Here is a 24,685-nt window from a genome sequence, read left to right as displayed (position 1 = left end):
CTATTTCAGGCCTTGGCGGCGCGGCGCGCTTCCAGGTCCGCGACGATCTTCTTGTAGAAGGTGTCGTTCAGCGTGAAGAAGAAGCCGATCACCAGCGCAGTCACGATGGCGAGCGAAGCCGGGTAGATGAAGATCAGGCCGGTGATACCTGCCTTAGCTTCGGCGGTCTGCTCGACGTTGGGCATGTAACCGACCATGGCCAGCGCGAAGCCCGGGATAAAGCCGGCGATCGCCTGCGAGCACTTGCGGAAGAAGGTCATGCCGCAGTAGACCAGGCCTTCGGTACGCACGTTGGTCTTCCACTCGCCGTATTCGACGCAGTCGGACACGAACGCCCAGTTCAGGCTGTTGACGAAGGCGGAGCCGAAGAAGGCCAGCGAGGTGAACACGACGTAGCTCATCACGCTACCGCCGAAGAACAGGTTGAAGATGTCGCCCGCCGCCCACAGCGCGAGGCCGGTCAGGTAAACCGCCTTCTTGCCGAAGCGACGCACCATCGACGGCACCATCAGCACGCCGACGTAGATACAGCCCATCGACACGAAGGACATGTAGGACACCATCGACACGTCGCCCAGCACGTACTGTGCGTAGAACACCTGCACCGACAGCTTGACGTTGAATGCGGACAGCGTCAGCAGGTTGGCGATCGCCAGCACCAGCAACGGCTTGTTCTGCATGACCGCGCGGATGCCTTCCTTGGTCTGGCTCTTGCCCTCGACCGGTGCCGGCGGCGCGACCAGGTGGCGCTCCTTGACGTTCTTGTAGCAGTAGATCGCGGCCAGGCAACCGATACCGGTGTACACGATGGCGGCGACGATGTAGCCGGTGGCCTGGCTATCGAACATCAGCACCAGCGGCATGAAGCCGACCGTGCACAGCAAGAGACCGGTGTTGGCACCACCCTGACGCCAGGCGGCCAGCTCGGCACGGTCCTGCACATTGGTGGTCATCGCCGGCACCATCGCGCCGTAGGTCGCGTTGCCCAGACTGAAGAACAGGCCGAAACCCATGAAGCAGACGATGAAGAGGATGGTCTTCGCCGTCGCGCCCAGCGCTTCGAAGTTCCAGAACAGCAGGCAGTTCAGGATAAAGAGCGGAATGGTCGTCCACAGCAGGAAGGGACGGAACTTGCCACGCGGGCCGAACTTGTGGCGCGCGTCGAGCAGCATGCCGGTACCCAGGTCGGTGAAACCGGTAAACACCTTGGCCACCAGGAAGATCACACCAGCCCAAGCCGCGTGGATGCCTGCGACGTCGGTCAGGAACTTGAGCAGGTAGAGCGTGGTGATGTCGAGAATGAAGTTGTAGCCGAAGTCACCCACCCCGTAGGCAAACTTCTCCTTGAAAGGCAGGCGGCCGTTGCCTGCCTTCTCGGCCGCGGGCGCGGTCATCTTGTCGTCCATCGTTGCTGCATGGGCACTCATGCGGGTCTCCAGAGGCTTTGCGGCGCGCCAGCACCGCGACAGCCCGGTCGGGATTGTAGAAAAGGTTGGAACAGCCGGGTCATCGGCGACATCGCCTCGGTCCTGCCGTCACTGTGGCGAGCATCGTAGCGCTGTGAGATAGGACGAACAAGAGACGGCCGCGCATTTATTGATCAAGATCATGAAAACTCGCGCAAATCATGCTGCATGAGAAGCAAAAGTCACTGCCCCACACTCTGTACACATATGTAATTACCTATACGCATCAACCACCTGCACGCTTGCAAATGACAAATACCCTTGCAGATCAGACACGAGAGCCGGTTGGCGTTATCCATCGGCTAAGTTATTTGACTTGGCGCAATTAAAATCAGTTTTCTTTAATATTTGATCGACAGCACGGGGGTGCGCACATATCATTGCGCTACGATTTCAAGGCACACCGACTGACTACCGGGAGACCACATGACTGAATCCATGTTTGCGCTAGCGACCTTCCTGCTCTTCACGCTAGGTGTAGCGTGGGTATCCTCGCGCCTCACCTCGAAAGCGCACGACAGCGGCGCGGCCGGCTACTTCATGGCCGGGCGTGGCCTGACCGGCTGGTTCATCTGCGGCTCGATGCTGCTGACCAACCTCTCCGCCGAGCAGCTGGTCGGGCTGAACGGGCAGTCCTACGCGGACAACCTCAGCTCGATGGCCTGGGAGAGCACCGCGGCGCTGGCGACCATCATGCTGGCCATGTTCTTCCTGCCGCGTTACCTGAAGGGCGGCTTCACCACCCTCCCCGAGTACCTGGAAAGCCGCTACGACGCCACCACGCGGCGCATCGTCAGCGCGATGTTCATCATCGGCTACACGCTGGTCGCCAACCCGGTTGCGCTGTACCTGGGTGCGCTCTCGCTGGACGAAGTTTTCGGCATCCACGCAGCGCTTGGCGTCGGCCACGATGCCATGATCTGGATCCTGGTCTGGGTGATGGGTGGCGTGGGCGCCGCGTACGCGGTACTGGGCGGCCTGCGCGCCGTCGCCATTTCCGACACTATCAACGGCGTGGTGCTGCTGATCGCCAGCCTGTCGGTGCCCATCCTCGGCCTGATCGCGCTGGGTGACGGCTCGCTCTCCGCCGGTATCGACCATCTGGTGATCAACCAGCCCGAGAAGCTCAACGCGGTCGGCGACGAGACCAGCCGCATCCCGTTCGGCACGCTGTTTACCGGCATGGTGTTCGCCAACCTGTTCTACTGGTGTACCAACCAGGCCACCATCCAGCGCACGCTGGCCGCCAAAGACCTGGCCGAAGGCCAGAAGGGTGTGCTGCTGACCGGTTTCGTCAAGATCCTGGTGCCGCTGGTGATGCTGGTGCCGGGCGTGATCGCCTTCCACCTGATCGGCGACAAGCTGCCGAAGCCTGACCTCGCCTACCCCGCGCTGATCAAGCTGGTAATGCCTTGGTGGCTGCTGGGCTTCTTCGTCGCGGCCTTCTTCGGCACCGTGATCAGCCACTTCAACTCCATCGTCAACAGCACGGCCACCCTGTTCGCGATGGACTGGCACCGCGCCTTCCGCCCCAAAGCCACCGACGCCGAACTGGTGCGTGTCGGCAAGTGGGTCGGTACCGGCTTTGCCGTGATCTCGATGATCATCGCCCCGCTGATGCTGTACGCACCGGACGGCATCTACCTGCTAATCCGCCGCGTGACCGGCTTTTACAACATCCCGATCATCGCCATCGTGCTGGCCGGCTTCTTCCTGCCGCGCGTACCGGGCTGGAGCGCCCGCCTGGTGCTGGTCCTGCACGTGGTGCTATACGGCGTGCTGGTGATCGGTTTCGGTATCGACAAGAAAACCGGCATCAACTTCGTGCACATCATGGGCATGATGTTCGCGCTGCACGCAGCCATCCTCGCCTTCTGCGGCTGGCGCTGGCCGCGCAAGAGCCGCGCAGGCACCATCGACTTCAGCATGAATAGCGGTGAAGAGCAGCCCGCCCACCTGCGTCCGTGGCGCTACGCCCGCCTCACCAGCGTGATGCTGGTCTGCCTGCTGGTTTCGATGTACCTGACCTTCTCGCCGATCGGCTTCGCGGTGGTGGGTGGCCCGACCCCGCTGTACGGCGTGCTGATGAGCGCCATCTGGATCGCCTTCGTGCTGTACGCCTGCTTCGAGCGGCGCAGGCAAGTCCGCGCCGGCGTCTCCTGCCTGAACGGCGCCTGACCCCAACCTGCCAACCGCCGGCCCCGTGCAAGTCACGGACACGCCGGCGGTTTTCTTTTTGCACAGGAAACCACGATGCCTGACGTCAAACCCCAACCCCGCCTGTCCACTCCCAGCCTGCCCGGCGCCTGCTTCGCCGAGTTTGTCGGCACCGCCTTGCTGATCCTGTTCGGTGTCGGCGCCGTCGCCGGCATGCAACTGTCCGGAGCGAGCTTCGGCCAGTGGGAAATCTCGCTGACCTGGGGCCTCGGCGTCGCGCTGGCCGTCTACGTCGTGGCCGGCGTGTCGGGCGCGCATCTGAACCCGGCCGTCACGCTGGCGCTGACCGTCTGGGCCGGCTTCGACCGCCGCCGCGCCCTCCCCTATGTCGCTGCCCAGATGGCCGGCGCCTTCTGCGCGGCAGCACTGGTGTTCGCGCTGTACGAACCGCTGCTCGCCAACTGGGAGTACACGCAGCACCTGGTGCGCGGTAGCGCCGAGAGCCTGCGCAGCGCCGCCATCTTCACGACCTTCCCCCACCCGCAACTGAGCAACCTGCAGGCGCTGCTGGTGGAAACCGTGATCACCGCCGTGCTGATGACCGGCATTCTGGCGCTGACCGACCACCGCAACGGCCCGGCGCGCGGCTTTGCCGGCGCCCTGCTGATTGGCCTCTTGGTCGCCGTGATCGGCGCCTCGTTCGGGCCGCTGACCGGCTTCGCCATGAACCCGGCACGCGACCTCGCCCCGCGCGTCTTCCTCACGCTGGCGGGCTGGGGCGACGTCGCCCTCACCGGCGGGCGAGACAGTGCCTACTGGTGGGTGCCTGTCGCCGGCCCCCTGCTCGGCGCACAACTGGGCGCCCTGCTCTACCTCAAGCTGATTGCCCGCCACCTGCCCAGGCCGCTGCAAGAGGCCTGATGGCCGCCAAATGGCGCGCCCAGGATCATTTCCGTTCGGTTTATTGCACTTACGAACATTTGCGAACAAGCCCGCACGCCACACACCCAGCACAACTCATCTTTTTTATCAAATACTTACGCTCGCCAAAACGGCGCGCGTTTGTTTTTTATTGATCTTGGGCAGTGCTTTATATAAAATCGTAGCGCTTCGATATGTTGCATAACGACCAGATCGAATACCCAAGCAGACATTTACATATCCCCAAGGAGCCAAACGTGGAAGCGATCACCCAGAACATGCTGTCGGCAGACCCGTGGCGCGACTTTGCCGTCGGCGAATGGCAAAGCCGTGTCGACGTGCGCGACTTCATCCAGCGCAACGTCACCCCATACCAAGGCGACGATAGCTTCCTCGCCGACGCCACCGCGCGCACCCGCGGCATCTGGGACACGCTCTCCATCCTCCTGAAAGAAGAACGTGCCCGTGGCGTGCTCGACGTGTCCGCCGACCGCGGCTCCAGCATCACCGCGCACGCGCCGGGCTACATCGACGAGCAGAACGAAGTGATCGTCGGCCTGCAGACCGACGCGCCGCTCAAGCGCGCCATCATGCCGAACGGCGGCCTGCGCATGGTCGAGAACGGTCTGGAAGCCTTCGGCTTCAAGATCGACCCGATGGTCAAGGAAATCTGGGAGAAGTACCGCAAGAGCCACAACCAGGGCGTGTTCGACGCTTACACCCCCGAGATCCTCGCCGCGCGCAAGTCAGGCGTGATCACTGGCCTGCCTGACGCTTACGGCCGCGGCCGCATCATCGGCGACTACCGCCGCGTCGCGCTGTACGGCGTCGACTTCCTGATGGCCGAGCGCAAGCGCGAGTGGATGGCGCTGAAGAGCCCGATGACCGACGACGTGATCCGCCTGCGCGAAGAGTGCTCCGAGCAGTACCGCGCGCTGGGCGAACTGAAGGCGATGGCGGCGAGCTACGGCTTCGACATCGCGCGTCCGGCCACCAACGCCCGCGAAGCGGTGCAGTGGACCTACTTCGCCTACCTGGCTGCCGTGAAGGAACAGAACGGCGCGGCGATGAGCTTCGGCCGCGTGTCGAGCTTTATCGACATCTACGTCGAACGCGACCTCAAGGCCGGCGTGCTGACTGAAGAAGCTGCGCAGGAGATGATCGACGACCTGGTGATCAAGCTGCGTATCGTGCGCTTCCTGCGCACCCCGGACTACGACGCGCTGTTCTCCGGCGACCCGACCTGGGTGACCGAGTCGATCGGCGGCATGGGCCTCGACGGCCGCACACTGGTGACCAAGTCGAGCTTCCGCTTCCTGAACACCCTCTACAACCTGGGCCCGGCGCCGGAACCGAACCTGACCGTGCTGTGGTCGACGGGGCTTCCGCGTGGCTTCAAGGACTTCTGCGCGAAAGTGTCGATCGACACCTCGGCGATCCAGTACGAGAACGACGACCTGATGCGCCCGAAGTGGGGCGACGACTACGGTATCGCCTGCTGCGTGTCGGCGATGGCGATCGGCAAACAGATGCAGTTCTTCGGCGCGCGCGCCAACCTAGCCAAGGGCCTGCTCTACGCGATCAACGGTGGCGTGGACGAGAAGAGCGGCGCCGTGGTGGCCCGCGGCTTCGAGCCGATCAAGGGCGACGTGCTCGACTACGAAGAAGTGATGGCCAAGTTCCTGCCGATGATGGACTGGGTCGCCAAGACCTACGTCGACGCGCTGAACGTCATCCACTACATGCACGACAAGTACTCGTACGAGCGCATCGAGATGGCGCTGCACGACCGCGACATCCTGCGCACCATGGCCTGCGGCATCGCCGGCCTGTCGGTGGCCGCCGACTCGCTGTCCGCGATCAAGTACGCCAAGGTACACGTGATCCGTAACGAAGAAGGCCTCGCCGTCGACTACAAGATCGAAGGCGACTACCCGGCCTACGGCAACAACGACGACCGCGCCGACAGCATCGCGGTGTGGCTGACCGAAACCTTCATGGAGAAGATCAAGGCGCAGCCTTACTTCTACCGTAACGCGACGCCGACCCAGTCGGTGCTGACCATCACCTCCAACGTGGTGTACGGCAAGAAGACCGGCAACACGCCGTGCGGCCGCCGCGCGGGCGAACCGTTCGCACCGGGCGCCAACCCGATGAACGGCCGCGATGTGAAGGGCTTCGTCGCCTCGGGCGCTTCGGTCGCCAAGCTGCCGTACGACGCGGCGCTGGACGGCATCAGCTGGACTTCGTCGGCGACGCCGGACGCGCTGGGCCACTCGCAGGAAGAGCGCATCCGCAACCTCGCCAACTGTCTGGACGGCTTCGCGGCGGCCGGCGGCTTCCACGTCAACGTCAACGTGTTCAACCGCGACACACTGATCGACGCGATGGAGCACCCGGAACTGTACCCGCAGTTGACCATCCGCGTGTCCGGTTACGCGGTGAACTTCGTCAAGCTCACCCGCGAGCAGCAGCTTGACGTGATCAACCGCACCTTCCACGGCCGCATGTAATGTGGCTGGGCGGCGCCCCTCGCGGGGCACCGCCTGCTTCAGGAGCCCCCGAATGAACACGCCCGCCCAAGCCCCCGCTGCCGACACCATCGGCTACCTGCACTCGGTCGAGACCGGCGCCGCGGTCGACGGCCCCGGCGTGCGCTTCGTCTATTTCGTATCCGGCTGCCAGTTCCGCTGCCTGTACTGCCACAATCCGGACACCTGGAAGCTGCACCACGGCCGTGAGCTGACCGTCGAGCAGGCGCTCTCCGAGCTCAAGCCCTACGCGGGCTTCCTGCGCTTCGCAGGCGGCGTCACCGTCTCCGGCGGCGAACCCTTGATGCAGCCCAACTTCGTGCACGGCCTGTTTGCCGGCGCCAAGGCGATGGGCCTGAATACCGCGCTCGATACCCACGGCTTCCTGCACGACAAGGTCGACGACGCCTGGTTCGACGAGGTCGACCTGGTGCTGCTCGACATCAAGCACAGCGACCCCGCGCAATACCAGGCACTCACCGCACAGCCCCTGCAGCCTACGCTCGACTTCGCCCGCCGCCTGGTACGGCTGGGCAAGAAGCTATGGATCCGCTACGTGCTGGTGCCCGGGCTGACCGACGGCTTCGACGACATCGAGCGGCTGGCCGACTTTGCCGTCTCGCTCGGCGACGCCGTCGAACGTGTCGAGGTACTGCCCTTCCACAAACTGGGCGAACACAAATGGGCCGAGCTTGGCATGCCCTACACCCTCGCCGACACCCCGGCACCGCCGCCGGAACTCACCGAACGCGCCCGCGGGCAGTTCCGCAGCCGCGGGCTGACCGTCCACTGAATACCCCATTGTTGACTGGATCCGACATGACCGACTCCCTCATCCTGGTGATCAACTGCGGCAGCTCGTCGCTCAAATTCGCCCTGCAGCCGGTTGCCGGCGGCGCCCCGCTGCTGTCCGGCCTCGCCGAGTGCCTGGGCACAGCCGACGCCTGCATCACCTTCAAGAGCGCGGCCGGCAAGGAAAGGTGCTCGCTTGAGGGCGGCGCGCACGACGCGGCGCTGGAAAGCGTGATCGGCCACGTGCGCAAGCAAGGCCTGCTTGACCGCGTCGCGGCCGTCGGCCACCGCGTGGTTCACGGCGGCGAACGCTTCAACGGCTCGGTGCTGATCGACGACGAAGTGGAAACCGCCATCGAAGCGTGCATCCAGCTCGCACCGCTGCACAACCCGGCCAACCTGCTGGGTATCCGCGTCGCCCGCCAGGCACTGCCGGCACTGCCGCAGGTCGCCGTGTTCGACACCGCCTTCCACCAGAGCATGCCGCGAGCGGCCTACCTGTACGCGCTGCCGATGACGCTCTACCGCGAACACGGCGTCCGCCGCTACGGCATGCACGGCACCAGCCACCGCTTTGTCGCCGCCGAAACCGCCAGCATGCTGAACCTGCCGGCCGAGCACGGCATCGTGATCGCACACCTGGGCAACGGCGCGTCGGCCACCGCGGTGAAGAACGGCGTCAGCGTCGACACCACCATGGGCATGACGCCGCTGGAAGGACTGGTGATGGGCACCCGCTCCGGCGACATCGACCCGGGCAGCATCGCGTACATCGCCGAACGGCTCGGCCTCGACCTCGCCGGTGTCGACACCCTGCTCAACAAGCAGTCGGGCCTGCTTGGCCTGTCCGGGCTCTCCAACGACTGCCGCACGCTGGAAGAAGCGGCCGCAGAAGGGCACGAGGGCGCCAAGATCGCGCTCGAGGTGTTCGCGCACCGTCTGGCCCGCCACATCGGCGGCCTGGCCATGTCGCTGGACCGTGTCGACGCGATCGCCTTTACCGGCGGCATCGGCGAGAACTCCTCCCTGCTGCGCCAGATGACCTGCGCACACCTGAAGGCGCTCGGCGTCACGCTGGATAGCTCGGCCAACCAGCAGTGCGTGCGCGGCCAGGCCGGCCGCATCGACGCGGGCCAAGGCCCCGCCGTCGCGGTGGTAGCAACCGACGAAGAAGGCATGATCGCCCTCGATACCGCCCGCCTGGCCGGCCTTGCCGGCCTGGGCGCGCTGGCCGCCTAACGTTGAATCCGATGGTCTTGCCGGGCGACGCCGCCGCGGCAAGACGGAGACCGACATGAATATCCCCTTGCAAAGCAAGATCCTGTTCCTCGCCCCCGTCGGCACCGACATCGGCCTGTCGTCGATGGGCTTGGGCCTGGTGCGCGCCCTCGAGCGCGACGGCATCCGGGTCGGCTTCGCCAAGCCGATCAGCCAGGCATCCAAGTCGCTGGGCACGCCCGACCTGTCCGTCCATTTCGCGCAGACGCTGTGCGGTATCGACGTACCGCCGGCCATCCCCTTTGACGAGGCCGAAAAGCTATTGCGCGCTGGCCGTGGCGAAGAGCTGATGGAAGAAGTGGTGCAGCGGGTCGCGGCGGTACGCTCGCAGTTCGACGTCGTCATCGTCGAAGGTCTGCTGACCACCAGCGAGCAGACCATCGCGCCGCAGTTGAACATCGAGCTCGCGCGCAGCCTGACCGCGGACCTGGTACTGGTCGCTTCGGCCGCGCGGCGCACCGCGCGCGAACTGGTGGAAGGCATCGAGCTGGCACAGCGCCCCTATCTGGATGCCGGCCTGTCCGAAGCCGCCGCCGTCATCGTCAACAAGCTGCCGGCGGGCGCCGAAGGCAAGCTGTTGGCCGAAGACCTGTTGCGCAGTCGCGGTAAGCTGCCGGTGATCGCGTGCGTGCCGTTCGAGGCGGCGCTGAATGCGCCGCGCCTGCTCGACCTGACCGCCCCGCTCGATTTGCGCATCGAACACCTGGGCAACGCCAACCGCATGCGGGTGCACGAGATCGTGGTGGCGGCCCGCGCAGTCGAAAACATGGCTGACCGCCTGCGCCCGGGCGCGCTGGTGGTCACCCCAGGCGACCGCTCCGACGTGGTGCTGGCCACCGCGTTGGCCACCCTGCGCGGCGTCCCGCTGGCCGGTCTGCTCTTGACCTGCGGCGAAGGCATCTCGCCGCGTATCGCGCCGCTGGTGCAACCGGCCAAACTCGCCGGCCTGCCGGTGCTGACCACGCCCCGCGACACCTTCGAGACCAGCGCGCTGCTGGCCCGCCTGCCAAGCTACGTATCGCGCGAAGACGCCGAACGCATGGAGCAGGTGATCGAATTCGCCGCCGAGCGCATCGACACCAGCGCCCTCAAGCAGAAGATCGGCGAGCCGCGTGAACTGCGCATGCCGCCACCGGCGTTCCGCCACCTGCTGATCGGCCAGGCGCGCGCCGCGGGCAAGCGCATCGTGCTGCCCGAAGGGGACGAGCCGCGCACGCTGAAGGCCGCGGTGGTCTGCCAGCAAAAGGGTATCGCCCGCTGCGTGCTGCTGGGCAACCCGGAACGCATCCGCGAAGTCGCCGATGCCCAGGGGCTGACCCTGCCGGCCGAGCTCGAGATCATCGACCCGGAACAGGCGCTGCACCGCTACGTCGGCCCGATGGTCGAGTTGCGCAAGGCCAAGGGGCTGACCGCGCCGCAGGCCGAGAAACTGCTGGAAGACACGGTGGTGATGGGCACCATGATGCTGGCGCTGGGTGAAGTCGACGGCCTGGTCTCCGGCGCCGTGCACACCACCGCCAATACCGTGCGTCCGGCGCTGCAGCTGATCAAGACCGCGCCGGGCGCGTCCATCGTCTCCAGCGTGTTCTTCATGCTGATGCCCGACCAGGTGCTGGTCTACGGAGACTGCGCGATCAACCCGGACCCGAGCGCCGAGCAACTGGCCGACATCGCGATCCAGTCCGCCGACTCCGCCCTCGCCTTCGGCCTGCAGCCGCGTGTCGCGATGATCTCGTACTCGACCGGCTCCTCCGGAGCCGGCGACGACGTGGAAAAAGTGCGCGAGGCCACACGCATCGCCCGCGAGAAGCGCCCCGGCCTGTTGATCGACGGCCCGATGCAGTACGACGCAGCGTCGGTAGAGAGCGTGGGCCGCCAGAAGGCGCCGGACAGCCCGGTTGCCGGCCGCGCCAACGTGTTCGTGTTCCCCGACCTCAACACCGGCAATACCACCTACAAGGCGGTGCAACGCTCGGCAGGCGTGGTGTCGGTCGGCCCGATGCTGCAAGGCCTGCGCAAGCCGGTGAATGACCTCTCGCGTGGCGCGCTGGTCGACGACATCGTCTACACCATCGCCCTGACCGCGATCCAGGCCGCCCAATAAGCCGTCCGCAAGGGCCCGGAGCCAAGTGCCGGGCCCTTTTTCATGCAGCGCGCCGGCGGTGCCCGCCACGTACCGGGCAACGGCAGACGCCCGCACGCGCCAGCCCTCCTCCCTGTGAAAGCCATGAGCAACAGCTACTCATTCGACTACCTGATCGGGCAGACCCGCGCCAAGCGTGACACCCTGCTCGAAGCCCCCGCCCGCTACTTCCTGTCGGCCATGCTAGCAGGCACGCTGATCGCCGTCGTCCTGTCGGCGAGCATGCGCCTCGCGCAACTGCTGCTGCAAAGCAGCTCGCCCTACTACGCCGTCGCCTATTCCGCCTTCTTCGGCACCGCGCTGGTCGCCATCATCGTCTCCAAGAGCGAACTGTTCACCAGCAACGTGATGTACCTGACGCTGGCGCGCCTCAGCGGACGCGCGAGCACGGCGGAAGCGGCGCTGAGCTGGGGCTGCGTCTACCTTGGCAACCTGGCGGGCATCCTGCTGTTCACCCTCGTCTGGATGCAGGCCGGCGGCCTTGGCGACTACCCGGACAGTCACGTGGCGAGCCAGCTCGTCGCCGTCAAGACCGGGGCACCGGCCATGAAGATTTTCTGGAAGGCCGTGCTGTGCAACTGGATCATCTGCCTAGCGGTCTGGCTGCCGATGAAGCTGGAAAACGAGGCTGCCAAGATCATGCTGATCATGCTGCTGGTGTTCGTGTTCTTCTTCTCGGGTTTCGAGCACTGCATCGCCAATATGGCGCTGTTCAGTCTGGTATGGGCGCACGCGCCGGACGCGCTGCCATTCGCCGACATCGTGCATAACATGGTCCCTGCGACACTCGGCAATATCGTCGGCGGCATGCTGGGCGTCGCGCTACCGGCCTGGCTGCTCGAGCGCCACACCCTGAGCGACGCGCCGCAGACGGCCCCCTCCGCCATGCAGCGCCTGTGTGAAGAGAGCCAGTAAACGGTCGAGCGCCGTCAAACGAATTCGGGGCGCCCACGGGTGCCCCACTTTTTTTAGAGAGAGTCCATGCAACGCATCACCCTTGCCAACGACCTGAATGTTAGCCGCATCGTCTATGGCTGCTGGCGGCTCAACGAAGCGCCCGACCACACGCCTGACGGCGTCCTCGCGCTGATCGACGCCTGCCTGAGCCAGGGCATCACCACCTTCGACCACGCCGACATCTACGGCGACTATCGCTGCGAGGCGCTGTTCGGCGAGGCGATCAGGGCACGGCCGGCGCTGCGCGAGCAAATTCAGGTCGTCACCAAGACCGACATCATGCTCAAGTCCGGGCAATGGCCTACCACCCGCGTCAAATACTACGACACCTCGAGCGCGCATGTGACGGCCAGCGTGGAGCGCTCGCTCAAGCATCTGGACGTGCCGGTACTCGACCTGCTGCTGATCCACCGGCCGAACCCGCTATGCGACGCGGACGCGCTGGGGCGCTGTCTGGACGCGCTGATCGATGCGGGCAAGGTGCGCGGGGTGGGCGTCTCCAACTTCATGCCGTGGGACGTGGACCTATTGCAGTCCCGCATGCACCACCGGCTACAGACTAACCAGATCGAACTGAGCCTGCTGCACACCGCGCCGCTTTGCAACGGCCAGCTTGCCCACGCCCAGCAACACCGCATGCCGGTCATGGCGTGGTCTGCGCTGGGCGGCGGCCGCCTGTACGGCGAGGCAAGGCAGGCGGGCACAGCCGCCGCGCGCCTTGCGCCCAAGCTGGCGGAACTCGCCGCCCTTCACGACGTCAGCCCTTCCGCCGTCGCCCTCGCCTGGCTGCTGCATCACCCGGCGGGCATCCTGCCTGTCACCGGCAGCAACCGCGTCGAACGCATCCACACCCTCGGTGAGGCGCTGCAGGTGGCACTGGACAGGCAAACCTGGTTCGAGCTCTACGAACTGGCCGAAGGCCAGCCGGTTCCCTGAACGAAAAGGGCCTGCCGACAGGCAGGCCCTTCCCTCATCCGCCAGCCGAAGCCCCCAGGCGGCGGCGCGTTGTCACGGCGCCATACCTGTGGCCCGCAACGGCTTACTCGACGGTCACGCTCTTGGCGAGGTTGCGCGGCTTGTCGACGTCGGTGCCGCGCGCGAGCGCGACATGATAGGCCAACAGCTGCACCGGGATTGCGTGGACGATGGGCGAGAGCACGCCTACGTGGCGCGGCGTGCGGATCACGTGCACGCCGTCGCTTTCCTCGAAGTGGCTGTCGAGGTCGGCGAACACGAACAGCTCGCCACCGCGAGCGGCGACTTCCTGCATGTTCGACTTCACCTTCTCCAGCAGGCTGTCGTTCGGCGCGATCACCACCACCGGCATCTTCTCGTCGACCAGCGCCAGCGGGCCGTGCTTGAGCTCGCCCGCCGGGTACGCCTCGGCGTGGATGTAGGAGATTTCCTTGAGCTTGAGCGCGCCTTCCAGCGCGATCGGGTAGTGCAGGCCACGGCCGAGGAACAGTGCGTCGTTCTTGGCGGCGAAGCGCTCGCTCCACGCCTTGATCTGCGGTTCCAGGTTCAGCGCGTGCTGGATCGAGCCAGGCAGGTGGCGCAATTCGTCGATCAGTCGCGCCTCATCGGCCGCGCCGATGCGCCCGCGCTGCTTGCCCAGCAGTACGGAGAGCGCAAACAGCGCGACCAGCTGGGTGGTGAACGCCTTGGTCGAGGCGACGCCGATCTCGGCGCCGGCACGGGTGAAAAACACCAGGTCGGACGCGCGCGGGATCGCGCTCTCGCGCACGTTGCAGATCGACAGCGCCCAACGGTGCCCGAGTTCGCGCGCGTATTTGAGCGCCTCCATGGTGTCCAGCGTCTCGCCGGACTGCGAGATGGTGACCACCAGGTGCTCGGGGTCGGCGCAGGCGGCGCGGTAGCGGTACTCGCTGGCGATCTCGACGTCGCACGGCAGCCCCGACATCGCCTCGATCCAGTAGCGCGCGGTCAGGCCGGCGTAGTAGCTGGTGCCGCAGGCGAGTATCTTCACCCCGCGTACATGCGGCAGGATCTCGCCGGCCTTGTGGCCGAACAGGTGCATCTGGAAGCCGGCGTCGACCAGCGCCTCCAGCGTGTCGGCGATCGCCTTGGGCTGCTCGTGGATTTCCTTCTGCATGAAGTGGCTGTAGGGCCCGAGTTCGAGCGACGCCAGCGACACGTCGGATACATGCACCGGACGCTCGACCACGACGCCGCCCTGATCGGTGATGGTCACGTCGTCACGGGTGAGCAGGCCAACGTCGCCCTCTTCCAGAAACACCACACGGCGGGTCGCCGCGATCACCGCCGAGACGTCGGAGGCGATGAAGTTCTCGCCGTCGCCCAGGCCGACCAGCAGCGGGCAGCCCATGCGCGCGCACACCAGCTCGTCGGGGCGGTCGCGCGCAATCACGCCGATCGCGTAGGCGCCGGTCAGCTCGCGCACCGCCTTCTTCACCGCCGCGTACAGGTCGTGGCCCGCGCGGTAGTGGTGTTCGACCAGGTGCGCGATCACTTCGGTGTCGGTCTGCGAGGTGAACACGTAGCCAGCAGCCTTCAGTTCGGCGCGCTTGGCCTCGTGGTTCTCGATGATGCCGTTGTGCACGACGGCGATCAGCCCGTTCGACACATGCGGGTGCGCGTTCGGCTCGGTCACGCCGCCGTGCGTCGCCCAGCGGGTGTGGCCGATGCCGAGCGTGCCGTCCAGCTGTTCGGTGTGCGCGGCGTTCTCCATCTCGGCGACGCGGCCGACGCGGCGCACGCGGCGGATCTCGTCGCCGGCGAGCACGGCGACGCCCGCCGAGTCGTAACCGCGGTATTCGAGGCGCTTGAGGCCGTCGACCAGTACCGGCACCACATTGCGACGGGCAATCGCCCCCACGATCCCACACATAGGCTTCTCTCCTGACTAGTTGCCGTCCGCGCCGGCCACGACCAGCGTGACCCCGTGCGCACGGATCGATTCACGGGCCGACGGCGGCAGCGCGTCGTCGGTCACCAGCGTATGAATGCTCGTCCAGGGCAATTCCAGGTTAGGAATGCGCCGGCCGATCTTGTCCGACTCGACCATCACCACCACTTCGCGCGCGACGCCGGCCATCACCCTGGATAGCCCGACCAGCTCGTTGAAGGTGGTGGTGCCGCGCTCCAAGTCAACGCCGTCGGCGCCGATGAACAGCTGGTCGAAATCATACGAGCGCAGCACCTGTTCGGCGATCTGCCCCTGGAAAGACTCCGAATGCGGGTCCCAGGTGCCGCCGGTCATCAACAGCGTCGGCTCGTTTTCCAGTTCGCGCAAGGCCGCGGCGACGTTCAGCGCGTTGGTCATCACCACCAGCCCCCGCTTCTGCCCCAACAGCGGGATCATCGCGCGGGTGGTGGTGCCGCTGTCGACGATGATGCGGTTATGGTCGCGGATGCGCGCCGCGGCGGCGCGCGCGATGGCGAGCTTTCGTTCCGAAACGCCGGCACCGTCGGTACCGACCATCTCGGCCGGCAGCGCGACCGCGCCGCCGTAGCGGCGCAGCAGCAGGCCGCCGGTCTCCAACAGCGCGAGATCCTTGCGGATGGTCACTTCCGAGGTGTCGAAGCGGCGGGTCAGCGCGTCGACGCTGACTTCGCCCTGCTCCTGCACCAGCGCGACGATCGCGTGCCGGCGCTGCTGGGTGTTTCGTTTGGTCACCTTTATCTTTCGTTTCGAAAGTTGTCGGACTATAGCAGTGCAACATGCCTGCGGCAAGGCGCGGCCGCCGCCCAATGCAAAACGCCCTGCTGGGCGGCAGGGCGTTGAGGCGGAAGGCGCTGGCTCAGTCCTTCTTCTGCGGGCGGCGCCAGCCGGCGATGGTGGTTTGCCGTACGCGGGAGAGCGTCAGCGCGCCGGCCGGCGCGTCCTTGCTGATCACCGAGCCCGCTCCGATGGTCGCGCCCGCCTCCAGCGTCACCGGCGCCACCATCATGGTGCCGGAGCCGACGAACACGTCGTCGGCGATCACCGTGCGGAACTTGTTCACGCCGTCGTAGTTGCAGGTGACCGAACCCGCGCCGACGTTGACGCGCGCGCCGATCTCGGCATCGCCGATATACGTGAGGTGGTTGACCTTGGAGCCCTCGCCGACCTTGCTCTTCTTCACCTCGACGAAGTTGCCGATATGCACGTGCGCGGCGAGCTCAGCACCCGGGCGCAAGCGCGCGTACGGGCCGATGCGGCAGGCTTCGCCGACCACCGCGTCTTCCAGGTGCGAGTAAGGCGCGATGCGGGTGCCGGCGGCGACCTTCACGTTTTTCAACACGCAGTAGGCGCCGACTTCGACGCCCTCGCCCAGCTCGACCACGCCTTCGAACACGCAGCCGACGTCGATCTGCACGTCCTGGCCGTGCGTAAGCGTGCCGCGGATGTCGATGCGTGCCGGGTCGGCCAGCGTGACGCCGTTGGTGAGCAGCGCCTCGGCCTGCGTGCGCTGCAGCACGCGCTCGAGCTCGGCCAGCTGCACCTTGTTGTTGACGCCGGCGGCCTGCCAGCTGTCGGCGACCTTCATGCCGTGCACGCGCACGCCGTCGCGGCGCGCCAGCGCGATCACGTCGGTCAGGTAGTACTCGCCCTGCGCGTTGGCGTTCTTCAGTTCATCCAGCCAAGCGGCAAGGCGCGCGGTCGGCAGCACCAGCATGCCGGTGTTGATTTCGCGGATCGAACGCTGGGCCTCGGAGCAGTCCTTGTCTTCGACGATCGCCTCGATCGCGCCGTCGGCGCCGCGCACGATGCGGCCGTAGCCGGACGGGTTGGCCAGCTCGTCGGTGAGCAAGGCCACCTCGTCACCGGCCAGCGCGACCAGCTCGGAGAGCGTCCCGCTCAGGGTCAGTGGCACGTCGCCGTACAGCACCAGCGTGTGGCCGCTGTCGGGCAGTTCGGGCAGCGCCATCTTCAGCGCGTGGCCGGTACCCAGCTGCTCGGCCTGCAGCGCCCAGGCGAGGTCCGCGTCACGCACCGTCTCGCGCACCCTCTCGCCGCCGTGGCCGTAGACGACGACCAGGCGCGACGGCGACAGCGTGCGCGCGGTGGCGATCACCCGCGCGAGCATCGGCGATCCACCGATCTTGTGCAGCACCTTTGGGAGACGGGAATACATGCGCTTGCCCTTGCCGGCAGCGAGGATGACGACGCTCAGAGGGTTCATGAGGTAAACAGAATCCGTAAAAACGAGAAAAGGCTGCCACTTGCGTGGCAGCCCCGAATATACACCATTCAGGTGCGCAACCTTAGCGGGTACGCCGCTTCAGGTAGTCGAGCGCCTTGAGCTCGGCGATGGCGACGGCCAGAGCCGCCTGTGCCTTCGCCGTGTCGCGGTCGTCGCCGGACTTGCGGATCGCCTCTTCGGCCACCCGCTTCGCCTCGTTCGCACGCGCCTCGTCAAGGTCGGCACCGCGGATTGCGGTGTCGGCCAGCACGGTCACCAGCGTCGGCTGCACTTCCATCATGCCGCCGGACACCGCAACCAGCACTTCTTCCTTGCTGCCCGGCGCCGTCAGGCGCAGCACACCCGGCTTGATACGCGTCAGCAGCGGTACGTGGCGCGGGTAGATACCGACTTCGCCCTCGGCGGCCGGAGCCACCAGGAACTCCGCCTCGCCCGAGTAGATCAGCGCTTCCGAGCTGACCACTTCCACCTGCATCAGTGCCATAAGCCGTCTCCTTATCAGTTAAGGGTCTTGGCTTTTTCTGCGGCTTCTTCGATGCCACCTACCATATAGAACGCTTGTTCCGGCAGATGGTCGTATTCACCCGAGAGAATGGCCTTGAAGCCCTTGATGGTTTCCTTGAGCGGCACGTACTTGCCCGGAGAACCGGTAAACACCTCGGCCACGTGGAACGGCTGCGACAGGAAACGCTGGATCTTACGCGCGCGGTACACGACGAGCTTGTCTTCTTCAGACAGTTCGTCCATGCCCAGGATCGCGATGATGTCGCGCAGTTCCTTGTACTTCTGCAGCGTAGTCTGCACGCCGCGCGCCACGGTGTAGTGCTCGTCGCCGACGACCAGCGGGTCCAGCTGGCGGGAAGTCGAGTCGAGCGGGTCCACCGCCGGGTAGATACCCAGCGAAGCGATGTCACGCGAAAGCACGACGGTCGCGTCAAGGTGCGCGAAGGTGGTCGCCGGGGACGGGTCGGTCAAGTCATCCGCCGGTACGTACACGGCCTGGATCGAGGTGATCGAGCCGGTACGGGTGGAGGTGATGCGTTCCTGCAGACGGCCCATTTCCTCGGCCAGCGTCGGCTGGTAACCCACTGCGGACGGCATACGGCCCAGCAGCGCGGACACTTCGGTACCGGCCAGGGTGTAACGGTAGATGTTGTCCACGAAGAACAGCACGTCACGGCCCTTGCCGTTCTCGTCCTTCTCGTCGCGGAAGTGCTCGGCCATGGTCAGGCCGGTCAGCGCGACGCGCAGGCGGTTGCCCGGCGGCTCGTTCATCTGGCCGTACACCATCGCCACCTTGTCGAGGACGTTGGAGTCCTTCATCTCGTGGTAGAAGTCGTTGCCCTCACGGGTACGCTCACCCACGCCGGCGAACACGGACAGACCCGAGTGCGCCTTGGCGATGTTGTTGATCAGCTCCATCATGTTCACGGTCTTGCCGACACCGGCACCGCCGAACAGGCCGACCTTACCGCCCTTGGCGAACGGGCACAGCAGGTCGATCACCTTGATGCCGGTTTCCAGCAGCTCGGTGGCGGCCGACAGTTCGTCGAACTTCGGGGCGCTCTGGTGGATGGCGCGACGCGCGTCGGTACCGACCGCACCGGCTTCGTCCACCGGGTTGCCCAGCACGTCCATGATGCGGCCCAGGGTTGCCTTGCCGACCGGCACCGAGATCGGTGCGCCGGTGTTGGCCACTGCCATGCCGCGCTTCAGACCATCCGAGCTGCCCATGGCGATACAACGGACCACGCCGTCGCCCAGCTGCTGCTGGACTTCGAGCGTCAGGTCAACGTCGACCAGCTTGAGGGCATCATAAACCTTTGGCATGGCGTCGCGCGGAAACTCCGCGTCGATCACCGCGCCAATGATTTGTACGATTTTGCCTTGGCTCATTATCGTTCCTAAACTCAGTAAACTTTTACGGACGCGCCACTTAGACGGCGGCGGCACCGGCGACGATTTCCGACAACTCGGTCGTGATCGCAGCCTGGCGCGACTTGTTGTACACAAGGCGCAGCTGCTTGATCGCGTTACCGGCGTTGTCGGTCGCTGCCTTCATCGCCACCATCCGCGCGGCCTGCTCGGACGCCGAAGTCTCGGTCGCAGCCTGGTAGACCACCGACTCGATGTAGCGGCGCACCAGGAACTCCATCACGTCGACCGCGCTCGGCTCGTACAGGTAATCCCACGAGTGCGAGTGGTCGACCACCATCAGTTCCGGCGTCAGCGGCAACAACTGCTCTAGCGCCGGCTCCTGCTTCATCGTGTTGATGAAGCGCGGGTAGATGAGGTAGATAGCGTCCAGTTCGCCCTCGGCGTACTTCTTGAACAGCACCGTCAGCGGACCGATCAGTTTTTCCATGCGGGGCGTATCGCCCAGCTGGACCGCGCTCGACACCACGTTCTGGCGCGCACGCTGGCAGGCCGCGAGGCCCTTCTGACCGAGTGCGCAGACGTCAACTTCTGCGCCCGCCTCGTTCAGTTCCTTCACCTTGGCGTAGAAGCGCTTGAGCGTGTTCACGTTCAAGCCGCCGCACAGACCCTTGTCCGAGGTGATCAGGATAATGCCAGCGCGACGAACCTGATCGCGCTTCGCAAGCAGGGGGTGCTCCAGGTCAGTATTGGCCTGGGCAAGGTGCGCCATCACCGCACGCACCTTTTCGGCATAAGGACGCGCAGCACGCATGCGTTCCTGCGATTTGCGCATCTTCGAGGTCGACACCATCTGCATCGCGCGGGTGATCTTCTGCGTGTTCTGCACGCTTCGGATCTTGGTGAGAATCTCTTTGCCGACTGCCATATCTGAACCTTTCTTTAAACAGCGTTAGCGAAAGGCTCAGTTAAAGCTGTAGCCGGCCTTGAACGATTCCATCGCCTTGACCAGTATCTGCTCGTTGTCGCCCGACAGGTCGCCCTTGGCGTCGACTTCCTTCAGCAGTTCGGCATGGTTGGCGCGCACGTAAGCCAGGAAGCTCGCTTCGAAGGCCAATGCCTTCTTCACCGGGACGTCCTCGTAGCAGCCCTTGTTCACCGCCCACAGGGTCAGCGCCATTTCGGCGACCGACAGGGTGGAGAACTGTTTCTGCTTCATCAGCTCGGTCACGACTTCACCGTGCGCCAGCTGCTTGCGGGTCGCTTCGTCGAGGTCGGACGCGAACTGCGCGAACGCAGCCAGTTCACGGTACTGGGCCAGCGCCAGACGGATACCACCGCCGAGCTTCTTGATCACCTTGGTCTGCGCGGCACCGCCGACGCGGGACACCGAGATACCGGCGTTGATGGCCGGACGGATGCCCGAGTTGAACAGGTCGGTTTCCAGGAAGATCTGGCCGTCGGTAATCGAGATCACGTTGGTCGGAACGAACGCGGATACGTCGCCGGCCTGGGTCTCGATGATCGGCAGCGCGGTCAGCGAACCGGTCTTGCCGGTCACCTTGCCATCGGTCAGCTTGGCCACTTCGTCTTCGTTGATGCGCGATGCCCGCTCCAGGAGACGGGAGTGCAGGTAGAACACGTCGCCCGGGTAGGCTTCGCGGCCCGGCGGGCGGCGCAGCAGCAGCGATATCTGGCGGTAGGCGACAGCCTGCTTGGACAGGTCGTCGTACACGATCAGCGAGTCTTCGCCGCGGTCGCGGAAGTATTCGCCCATCGCGCAGCCGGAGTACGGTGCGATGTACTGCAGCGCAGCCGCTTCGGAAGCGGTCGCCGCGACGATGATGGTGTGCCCCATCGCGCCGTGCTCTTCGAGCTTGCGCACCACGTTGGCGATCGACGAAGCCTTCTGGCCGATGGCGACGTAGATACAGATGACGCCGGTGCCCTTCTGGTTGACGATGGCGTCGAGGGCGACGGCGGTCTTACCGGTCTGGCGGTCGCCAATGATCAGCTCACGCTGGCCACGACCGATCGGCACCATGGAGTCGATCGACTTCAGGCCGGTCTGCATCGGCTGCGACACCGACTGACGTGCGATCACGCCCGGGGCGATCTTTTCGATCGGCGAGAACTGCTGGGCAGCGATCGGGCCCTTGCCGTCGATCGGACGGCCCAGCGCGTCGACCACGCGGCCGACCAGTTCCGGACCGACCGGCACTTCCAGAATGCGACCGGTGCACTTGACTTCGTCGCCTTCGGAGATGTGCTCGTACTCGCCCAGCACCACGGCGCCGACCGAGTCGCGCTCCAGGTTCATGGCGAGGCCGAAGGTGTTGCCCGGGAATTCGAGCATTTCGCCCTGCATCACGTCCTTCAGGCCATGGATGCGAACGATACCGTCGGTCACGGAAATCACCGTACCCATGGTACGGGCTTCAGCGCCTTCAGCCAGGTTCTGGATCTTGGCCTTGATCAGATCGCTGATTTCAGAGGGGTTCAACTGCATGATCTCTCCTAATTCTTGAGGCTTGCCGCCATTGCGTGCAGTTTGCCGCGAACGGAAGCGTCGATGACGTCATCGCCGATCAACACCCGGACACCGCCGATCAGGTCGGGGTCCACACGCACGTCAAGGCGTACGGTCTTGCCGTACTTCCTGGAAAGCGTCTGGGTGAGTTCGGACTTCTGCGCGTCGTCCAGCGGGAAGGCGCTCTCGGCCACGGCCTCGAGTACCCCCTCGGCTTCGGCCTTCAGGAGTTCAAACTGATTGGCAATTTCCGGCAGCAACAGCAGGCGTCCGTTCTCGATGAGGGCAGCGAGGAAGTTCTTCACTTCCTCGGAGCCGCGCTCACCCAGCACGTCCAGCAGCAGCGCCTCAACCTCTTGAGCGGTATGTTTCGGGTCGGTCAGCGTATCGGCGACGCCCGGGGTTTTCACCATGGCAGCCAGCCAGGACAGCGCCTCGGACCAACGGTCCGTGGACTTCTGTTCACTGGCGAGGCTGTATACCGCTTCGGCATAGGGCCTTGCTACGGTAGTAAGTTCTGCCATGAGCTGATTACAACTCCGCTTTGATGGAGGCCAGCAGATCGGCGTTCTTGGCCGAATCGATCTCGCGGCGCAGGATCTTCTCCGCGCCAGCGACGGCGAGGACGGCTACCTGCTCGCGCAGGGTCTCCTTCGCGCGCAGGGTTTCCTGCTCGATTTCGGCTTTGGCGTCGGCCACGAGCTTCGCGCCTTCAATGCGCGCTGCGTCCTTGGCTTCTTCCACGATCTGGTTGGCACGTTTTTCGGCAGCCAGCATGATCTCGGTCGACTGCTGCTTCGCCTTGCGGATTTCGTCCGCAACGCGCTGCTCGGCAGCCTCGAGATCCTGCTTGCCACGTTCGGCGGCAGCCAAGCCATCTGCGATGCGCTTGGCACGCTCATCCATCATGTTGGTAAGCGGAGGCCAAACAAACTTCATGGTGAACCACACCAGGATGGCGAAGGTGATCGCCTGACCCAGTAGTGTTGCGTTGAATTCCACGCTTGTTTTCCTCCAGATGAGTGACTTACAACAACCAACAATCCCGAATCAGGGATTAAGCGCCCAGGGCGGCCAGAGCAGCAGCCAGGAACGGGTTGTTGAAGGTGTACAGCATCGCAACACCCACGCCGATCATGGAGATCGCGTCAAGCAGACCGGCGATGATGAACAGCTTGGTCTGCAGAACCGGGATCATTTCCGGCTGGCGAGCGGAGGACTCGAGGAACTTGCCGCCGAGGATGGCGAAGCCCAGAGCGGTGCCGATGGCACCCAGACCGATGATCAGAGCAGCGGCCAGAACGGTCATCGACTGGATCTGGGAAATCAGAGCAAGTTTTTCCATTTGGATATCTCCTGAAGCTAATACAAGGATGGTTGGTGAAACGGTTTGAAAAATCGGTTTAGTGCTTCTCGACCGCGAGGCTCATGTACACGATGGTCAGCATCATGAACACGAAGGCCTGCAGGGTGATCACCAGGATGTGGAAGATCGCCCACGGCGCGCCGAGGATCCACTGCGCGCCCCACGGCAGCAGTGCGATCAGGATGAAGATCAGTTCGCCGGCGTACATGTTGCCGAACAAACGAAGCGACAGCGAAATCGGCTTGGCGACCAGCTCGACCATCTGGAACGCGAAGTTCACCGGAGCGAGGATGGCGACCAGCACCGGGCTGTGCGCGTGGAACGGCGCGGTCAGCAGCTCCTTGCCCCAGCCGCCCAGGCCCTTGGCCTTGATCGAGAAGCCGATGATGCAGAACATCACCGAGATCGACATCGCGAAGGTCGCGTTGACGTCGGCGGACGGCACGACACGGAAGTAGACATGGTGCGGGTCGGCGCCGAAGAAGGTGTAGCCGATCCACTGCGCGGCCATCGGGATCAGGTCCACCGGCAGCAGGTCCATGAAGTTCATCAGGAACACCCAGCAGAAGATGGTCAGCGCCAGCGGGGCCAGCACCTTGCTCTCTGCGTGGAAGATTTCCTTCACCTGGGTGTTGACCATCTCGATGATGGCCTCGACAAACAGTTGCAGGCGCCCCGGGTTTTCCAGCTTCGCGTTGCGCGCGACCATCGCGAACACGCCGACGAAGATGAAACCCAGAATCAGCGAGACGGTGAAGGTATCGATATGGAACGACCAGAAACCCTCGTGCGAAGACTTCCAGAACGTCAGGTGGTGCTTGATGTAATCAGTTGCGTTGCCTGCCATCGCTATTTCTCGGTTTTGATTAGAAGCCCAAACCAGTAGGCGAGCACCGCCAGCGCGTAGCTGGAGAAGTAGGCCGCCACCGATAAATCCTTGAAAAACAGAAGGACGACTACAAATATCAATAGGGTGAGCGAGAACTTAGCCGCTTCAGCCTTGTAGTGCGCCTTCATCAGTACTGCAGGGGACGCACGACCTACGGCGTACGCGACCCGGATGTAGAGCAATGCCGGCAAGATTGCCGTCAACCCGCCCATCAGGGCGGAAACCATGGCGGGAAAATCACCGGACGACCATACCGCCGCCACGGCGACGGCCACCGCCGTCAGCTTGCACTGCAACCACACGACGCGCTTTATTTCCGGCCTGACCATAGTGCACATCGTCTGAAAAATCGCACGATTATAGGCACCGCATCAAAATGACGTCAACAAATGACGGCTTATATAGACGCGCCGCAGCATGCCCGATCTTGCCGCGTCGGCGCTACCCTCTGCGACCTGTACCGCTCCGCCCAACATGCTCCTGATATTCGACAGTCATCACAGGCGCAACAGCCTGTCCGCGCACGAGCATGCCCACCGCGACGCCTTCTTGCGGCCTGAGCCTGCCCTGCCCTCCTTGCTACGGGTGTGCATCAAGCAGGCAGCCCAAGCA

The 24,685-nt window shown here is 64.7% G+C and carries 21 protein-coding genes; 8 read left to right on the top strand and 13 right to left on the bottom strand.

Features of this window, described 5'->3' with window-relative positions; translation table 11 throughout:
• Positions 1–5 precede the first annotated feature (5 nt).
• Entirely contained in the window at positions 6–1,427 is a 1,422-nt protein-coding gene (locus E5K04_RS07505; RefSeq protein ID WP_205700318.1) for a glycoside-pentoside-hexuronide (GPH):cation symporter, read from the bottom strand.
• Between the two features lie 465 nt (positions 1,428–1,892).
• Between E5K04_RS07505 and E5K04_RS07495 the strand changes: the two genes are divergently transcribed.
• The 8 genes from E5K04_RS07495 to E5K04_RS07460 all read left to right on the top strand — a co-directional run bounded on the left by E5K04_RS07495 (position 1,893) and on the right by E5K04_RS07460 (position 13,181).
• Positions 1,893–3,644, top strand: coding sequence for a solute:sodium symporter family transporter (locus E5K04_RS07495; protein WP_136552580.1), 1,752 nt, complete (start codon positions 1,893–1,895; stop codon positions 3,642–3,644).
• A 75-nt stretch (positions 3,645–3,719) separates the two neighbouring features.
• The gene (locus E5K04_RS07490; protein WP_136552578.1) at positions 3,720–4,544 is read left to right on the top strand and encodes an MIP/aquaporin family protein; all 825 of its coding nucleotides are present in this window, start codon (positions 3,720–3,722) and stop codon (positions 4,542–4,544) included.
• 278 nt (positions 4,545–4,822) lie between these two features.
• Positions 4,823–7,057 (top strand): formate C-acetyltransferase, encoded by a 2,235-nt coding sequence (gene pflB, locus E5K04_RS07485; RefSeq protein ID WP_168929187.1) that lies wholly within the window; start codon positions 4,823–4,825, stop codon positions 7,055–7,057.
• Positions 7,058–7,109: 52 nt separating this feature from the next.
• Positions 7,110–7,868: a pyruvate formate-lyase-activating protein gene (gene pflA, locus E5K04_RS07480; RefSeq protein ID WP_136552574.1), complete on the top strand. Its 759-nt coding sequence runs from the start codon at positions 7,110–7,112 to the stop codon at positions 7,866–7,868.
• A gap of 26 nt (positions 7,869–7,894) precedes the next feature.
• Positions 7,895–9,106 (top strand): acetate kinase, encoded by a 1,212-nt coding sequence (locus E5K04_RS07475; RefSeq protein WP_136552572.1) that lies wholly within the window; start codon positions 7,895–7,897, stop codon positions 9,104–9,106.
• Between the two features lie 55 nt (positions 9,107–9,161).
• Positions 9,162–11,249, top strand: coding sequence for a phosphate acetyltransferase (gene pta, locus E5K04_RS07470; RefSeq protein ID WP_136552571.1), 2,088 nt, complete (start codon positions 9,162–9,164; stop codon positions 11,247–11,249).
• Positions 11,250–11,372: 123 nt separating this feature from the next.
• Positions 11,373–12,203, top strand: coding sequence for a formate/nitrite transporter family protein (locus E5K04_RS07465; RefSeq protein ID WP_168929180.1), 831 nt, complete (start codon positions 11,373–11,375; stop codon positions 12,201–12,203).
• Between the two features lie 66 nt (positions 12,204–12,269).
• Complete coding sequence (locus E5K04_RS07460; protein WP_136552567.1) at positions 12,270–13,181, top strand: aldo/keto reductase; 912 nt, start codon at positions 12,270–12,272, stop codon at positions 13,179–13,181.
• Positions 13,182–13,284: 103 nt separating this feature from the next.
• Here the strand turns inward: E5K04_RS07460 and glmS are convergent, their stop codons facing one another.
• From glmS to E5K04_RS07400, 12 genes are all read right to left on the bottom strand, one after another.
• Positions 13,285–15,114, bottom strand: coding sequence for a glutamine--fructose-6-phosphate transaminase (isomerizing) (gene glmS / locus E5K04_RS07455; protein WP_136552564.1), 1,830 nt, complete (start codon positions 15,112–15,114; stop codon positions 13,285–13,287).
• A gap of 15 nt (positions 15,115–15,129) precedes the next feature.
• A complete protein-coding gene (locus E5K04_RS07450) occupies positions 15,130–15,903 on the bottom strand; it encodes a DeoR/GlpR family DNA-binding transcription regulator (protein WP_136552562.1) in 774 nt (257 codons plus the stop codon).
• A gap of 124 nt (positions 15,904–16,027) precedes the next feature.
• Positions 16,028–17,392: a bifunctional UDP-N-acetylglucosamine diphosphorylase/glucosamine-1-phosphate N-acetyltransferase GlmU gene (gene glmU, locus E5K04_RS07445; RefSeq protein WP_136552560.1), complete on the bottom strand. Its 1,365-nt coding sequence runs from the start codon at positions 17,390–17,392 to the stop codon at positions 16,028–16,030.
• A gap of 82 nt (positions 17,393–17,474) precedes the next feature.
• Entirely contained in the window at positions 17,475–17,897 is a 423-nt protein-coding gene (locus tag E5K04_RS07440) for a F0F1 ATP synthase subunit epsilon (RefSeq protein ID WP_136552558.1), read from the bottom strand.
• A 14-nt stretch (positions 17,898–17,911) separates the two neighbouring features.
• Positions 17,912–19,309: a F0F1 ATP synthase subunit beta gene (gene atpD, locus E5K04_RS07435; RefSeq protein ID WP_136552556.1), complete on the bottom strand. Its 1,398-nt coding sequence runs from the start codon at positions 19,307–19,309 to the stop codon at positions 17,912–17,914.
• A gap of 40 nt (positions 19,310–19,349) precedes the next feature.
• The gene (atpG, locus tag E5K04_RS07430; protein ID WP_136552554.1) at positions 19,350–20,216 is read right to left on the bottom strand and encodes a F0F1 ATP synthase subunit gamma; all 867 of its coding nucleotides are present in this window, start codon (positions 20,214–20,216) and stop codon (positions 19,350–19,352) included.
• Positions 20,217–20,252: 36 nt separating this feature from the next.
• Positions 20,253–21,797 (bottom strand): F0F1 ATP synthase subunit alpha, encoded by a 1,545-nt coding sequence (gene atpA, locus E5K04_RS07425; protein WP_136552552.1) that lies wholly within the window; start codon positions 21,795–21,797, stop codon positions 20,253–20,255.
• An 8-nt stretch (positions 21,798–21,805) separates the two neighbouring features.
• Positions 21,806–22,342 carry a F0F1 ATP synthase subunit delta gene (locus tag E5K04_RS07420; RefSeq protein ID WP_136552550.1) on the bottom strand — a complete coding sequence of 179 codons (537 nt, stop codon included), beginning with the start codon at positions 22,340–22,342 and terminating at the stop codon, positions 21,806–21,808.
• 7 nt (positions 22,343–22,349) lie between these two features.
• Entirely contained in the window at positions 22,350–22,820 is a 471-nt protein-coding gene (locus tag E5K04_RS07415) for a F0F1 ATP synthase subunit B (RefSeq protein WP_136552548.1), read from the bottom strand.
• A gap of 55 nt (positions 22,821–22,875) precedes the next feature.
• A complete protein-coding gene (gene atpE / locus E5K04_RS07410; RefSeq protein WP_136552546.1) occupies positions 22,876–23,163 on the bottom strand; it encodes a F0F1 ATP synthase subunit C in 288 nt (95 codons plus the stop codon).
• A 58-nt stretch (positions 23,164–23,221) separates the two neighbouring features.
• Positions 23,222–24,031, bottom strand: a complete 810-nt coding sequence (gene atpB / locus E5K04_RS07405) for a F0F1 ATP synthase subunit A (protein WP_136552544.1) — start codon at positions 24,029–24,031, stop codon at positions 23,222–23,224.
• Positions 24,032–24,033: 2 nt separating this feature from the next.
• A complete protein-coding gene (locus tag E5K04_RS07400; protein ID WP_136552542.1) occupies positions 24,034–24,402 on the bottom strand; it encodes an ATP synthase subunit I in 369 nt (122 codons plus the stop codon).
• Positions 24,403–24,685: the final 283 nt, after the last annotated feature.

This window comes from Crenobacter intestini (genome assembly GCF_004919095.1).
GTDB classification, from domain to species: domain Bacteria; phylum Pseudomonadota; class Gammaproteobacteria; order Burkholderiales; family Chromobacteriaceae; genus Craterilacuibacter; species Craterilacuibacter intestini.
This window is presented reverse-complemented; position numbering and strand designations above follow the sequence as displayed.

Coding starts and splice junctions, on each gene's coding strand:
- E5K04_RS07420 (WP_136552550.1), bottom strand. CDS start 22,342: ATGGCAGAACTTACTACCGTAGCAAGGCCCTATGCCGAAGCGGTATAC.
- E5K04_RS07400 (WP_136552542.1), bottom strand. CDS start 24,402: ATGGTCAGGCCGGAAATAAAGCGCGTCGTGTGGTTGCAGTGCAAGCTG.
- atpG (WP_136552554.1), bottom strand. CDS start 20,216: ATGGCAGTCGGCAAAGAGATTCTCACCAAGATCCGAAGCGTGCAGAAC.
- pflB (WP_168929187.1), top strand. CDS start 4,823: ATGCTGTCGGCAGACCCGTGGCGCGACTTTGCCGTCGGCGAATGGCAA.
- E5K04_RS07505 (WP_205700318.1), bottom strand. CDS start 1,427: ATGAGTGCCCATGCAGCAACGATGGACGACAAGATGACCGCGCCCGCG.
- E5K04_RS07465 (WP_168929180.1), top strand. CDS start 11,373: ATGAGCAACAGCTACTCATTCGACTACCTGATCGGGCAGACCCGCGCC.
- E5K04_RS07495 (WP_136552580.1), top strand. CDS start 1,893: ATGACTGAATCCATGTTTGCGCTAGCGACCTTCCTGCTCTTCACGCTA.
- atpD (WP_136552556.1), bottom strand. CDS start 19,309: ATGAGCCAAGGCAAAATCGTACAAATCATTGGCGCGGTGATCGACGCG.
- pflA (WP_136552574.1), top strand. CDS start 7,110: ATGAACACGCCCGCCCAAGCCCCCGCTGCCGACACCATCGGCTACCTG.
- E5K04_RS07490 (WP_136552578.1), top strand. CDS start 3,720: ATGCCTGACGTCAAACCCCAACCCCGCCTGTCCACTCCCAGCCTGCCC.
- atpB (WP_136552544.1), bottom strand. CDS start 24,031: ATGGCAGGCAACGCAACTGATTACATCAAGCACCACCTGACGTTCTGG.
- atpA (WP_136552552.1), bottom strand. CDS start 21,797: ATGCAGTTGAACCCCTCTGAAATCAGCGATCTGATCAAGGCCAAGATC.
- glmU (WP_136552560.1), bottom strand. CDS start 17,392: ATGAACCCTCTGAGCGTCGTCATCCTCGCTGCCGGCAAGGGCAAGCGC.
- pta (WP_136552571.1), top strand. CDS start 9,162: ATGAATATCCCCTTGCAAAGCAAGATCCTGTTCCTCGCCCCCGTCGGC.
- E5K04_RS07460 (WP_136552567.1), top strand. CDS start 12,270: ATGCAACGCATCACCCTTGCCAACGACCTGAATGTTAGCCGCATCGTC.
- glmS (WP_136552564.1), bottom strand. CDS start 15,114: ATGTGTGGGATCGTGGGGGCGATTGCCCGTCGCAATGTGGTGCCGGTA.
- atpE (WP_136552546.1), bottom strand. CDS start 23,163: ATGGAAAAACTTGCTCTGATTTCCCAGATCCAGTCGATGACCGTTCTG.
- E5K04_RS07440 (WP_136552558.1), bottom strand. CDS start 17,897: ATGGCACTGATGCAGGTGGAAGTGGTCAGCTCGGAAGCGCTGATCTAC.
- E5K04_RS07475 (WP_136552572.1), top strand. CDS start 7,895: ATGACCGACTCCCTCATCCTGGTGATCAACTGCGGCAGCTCGTCGCTC.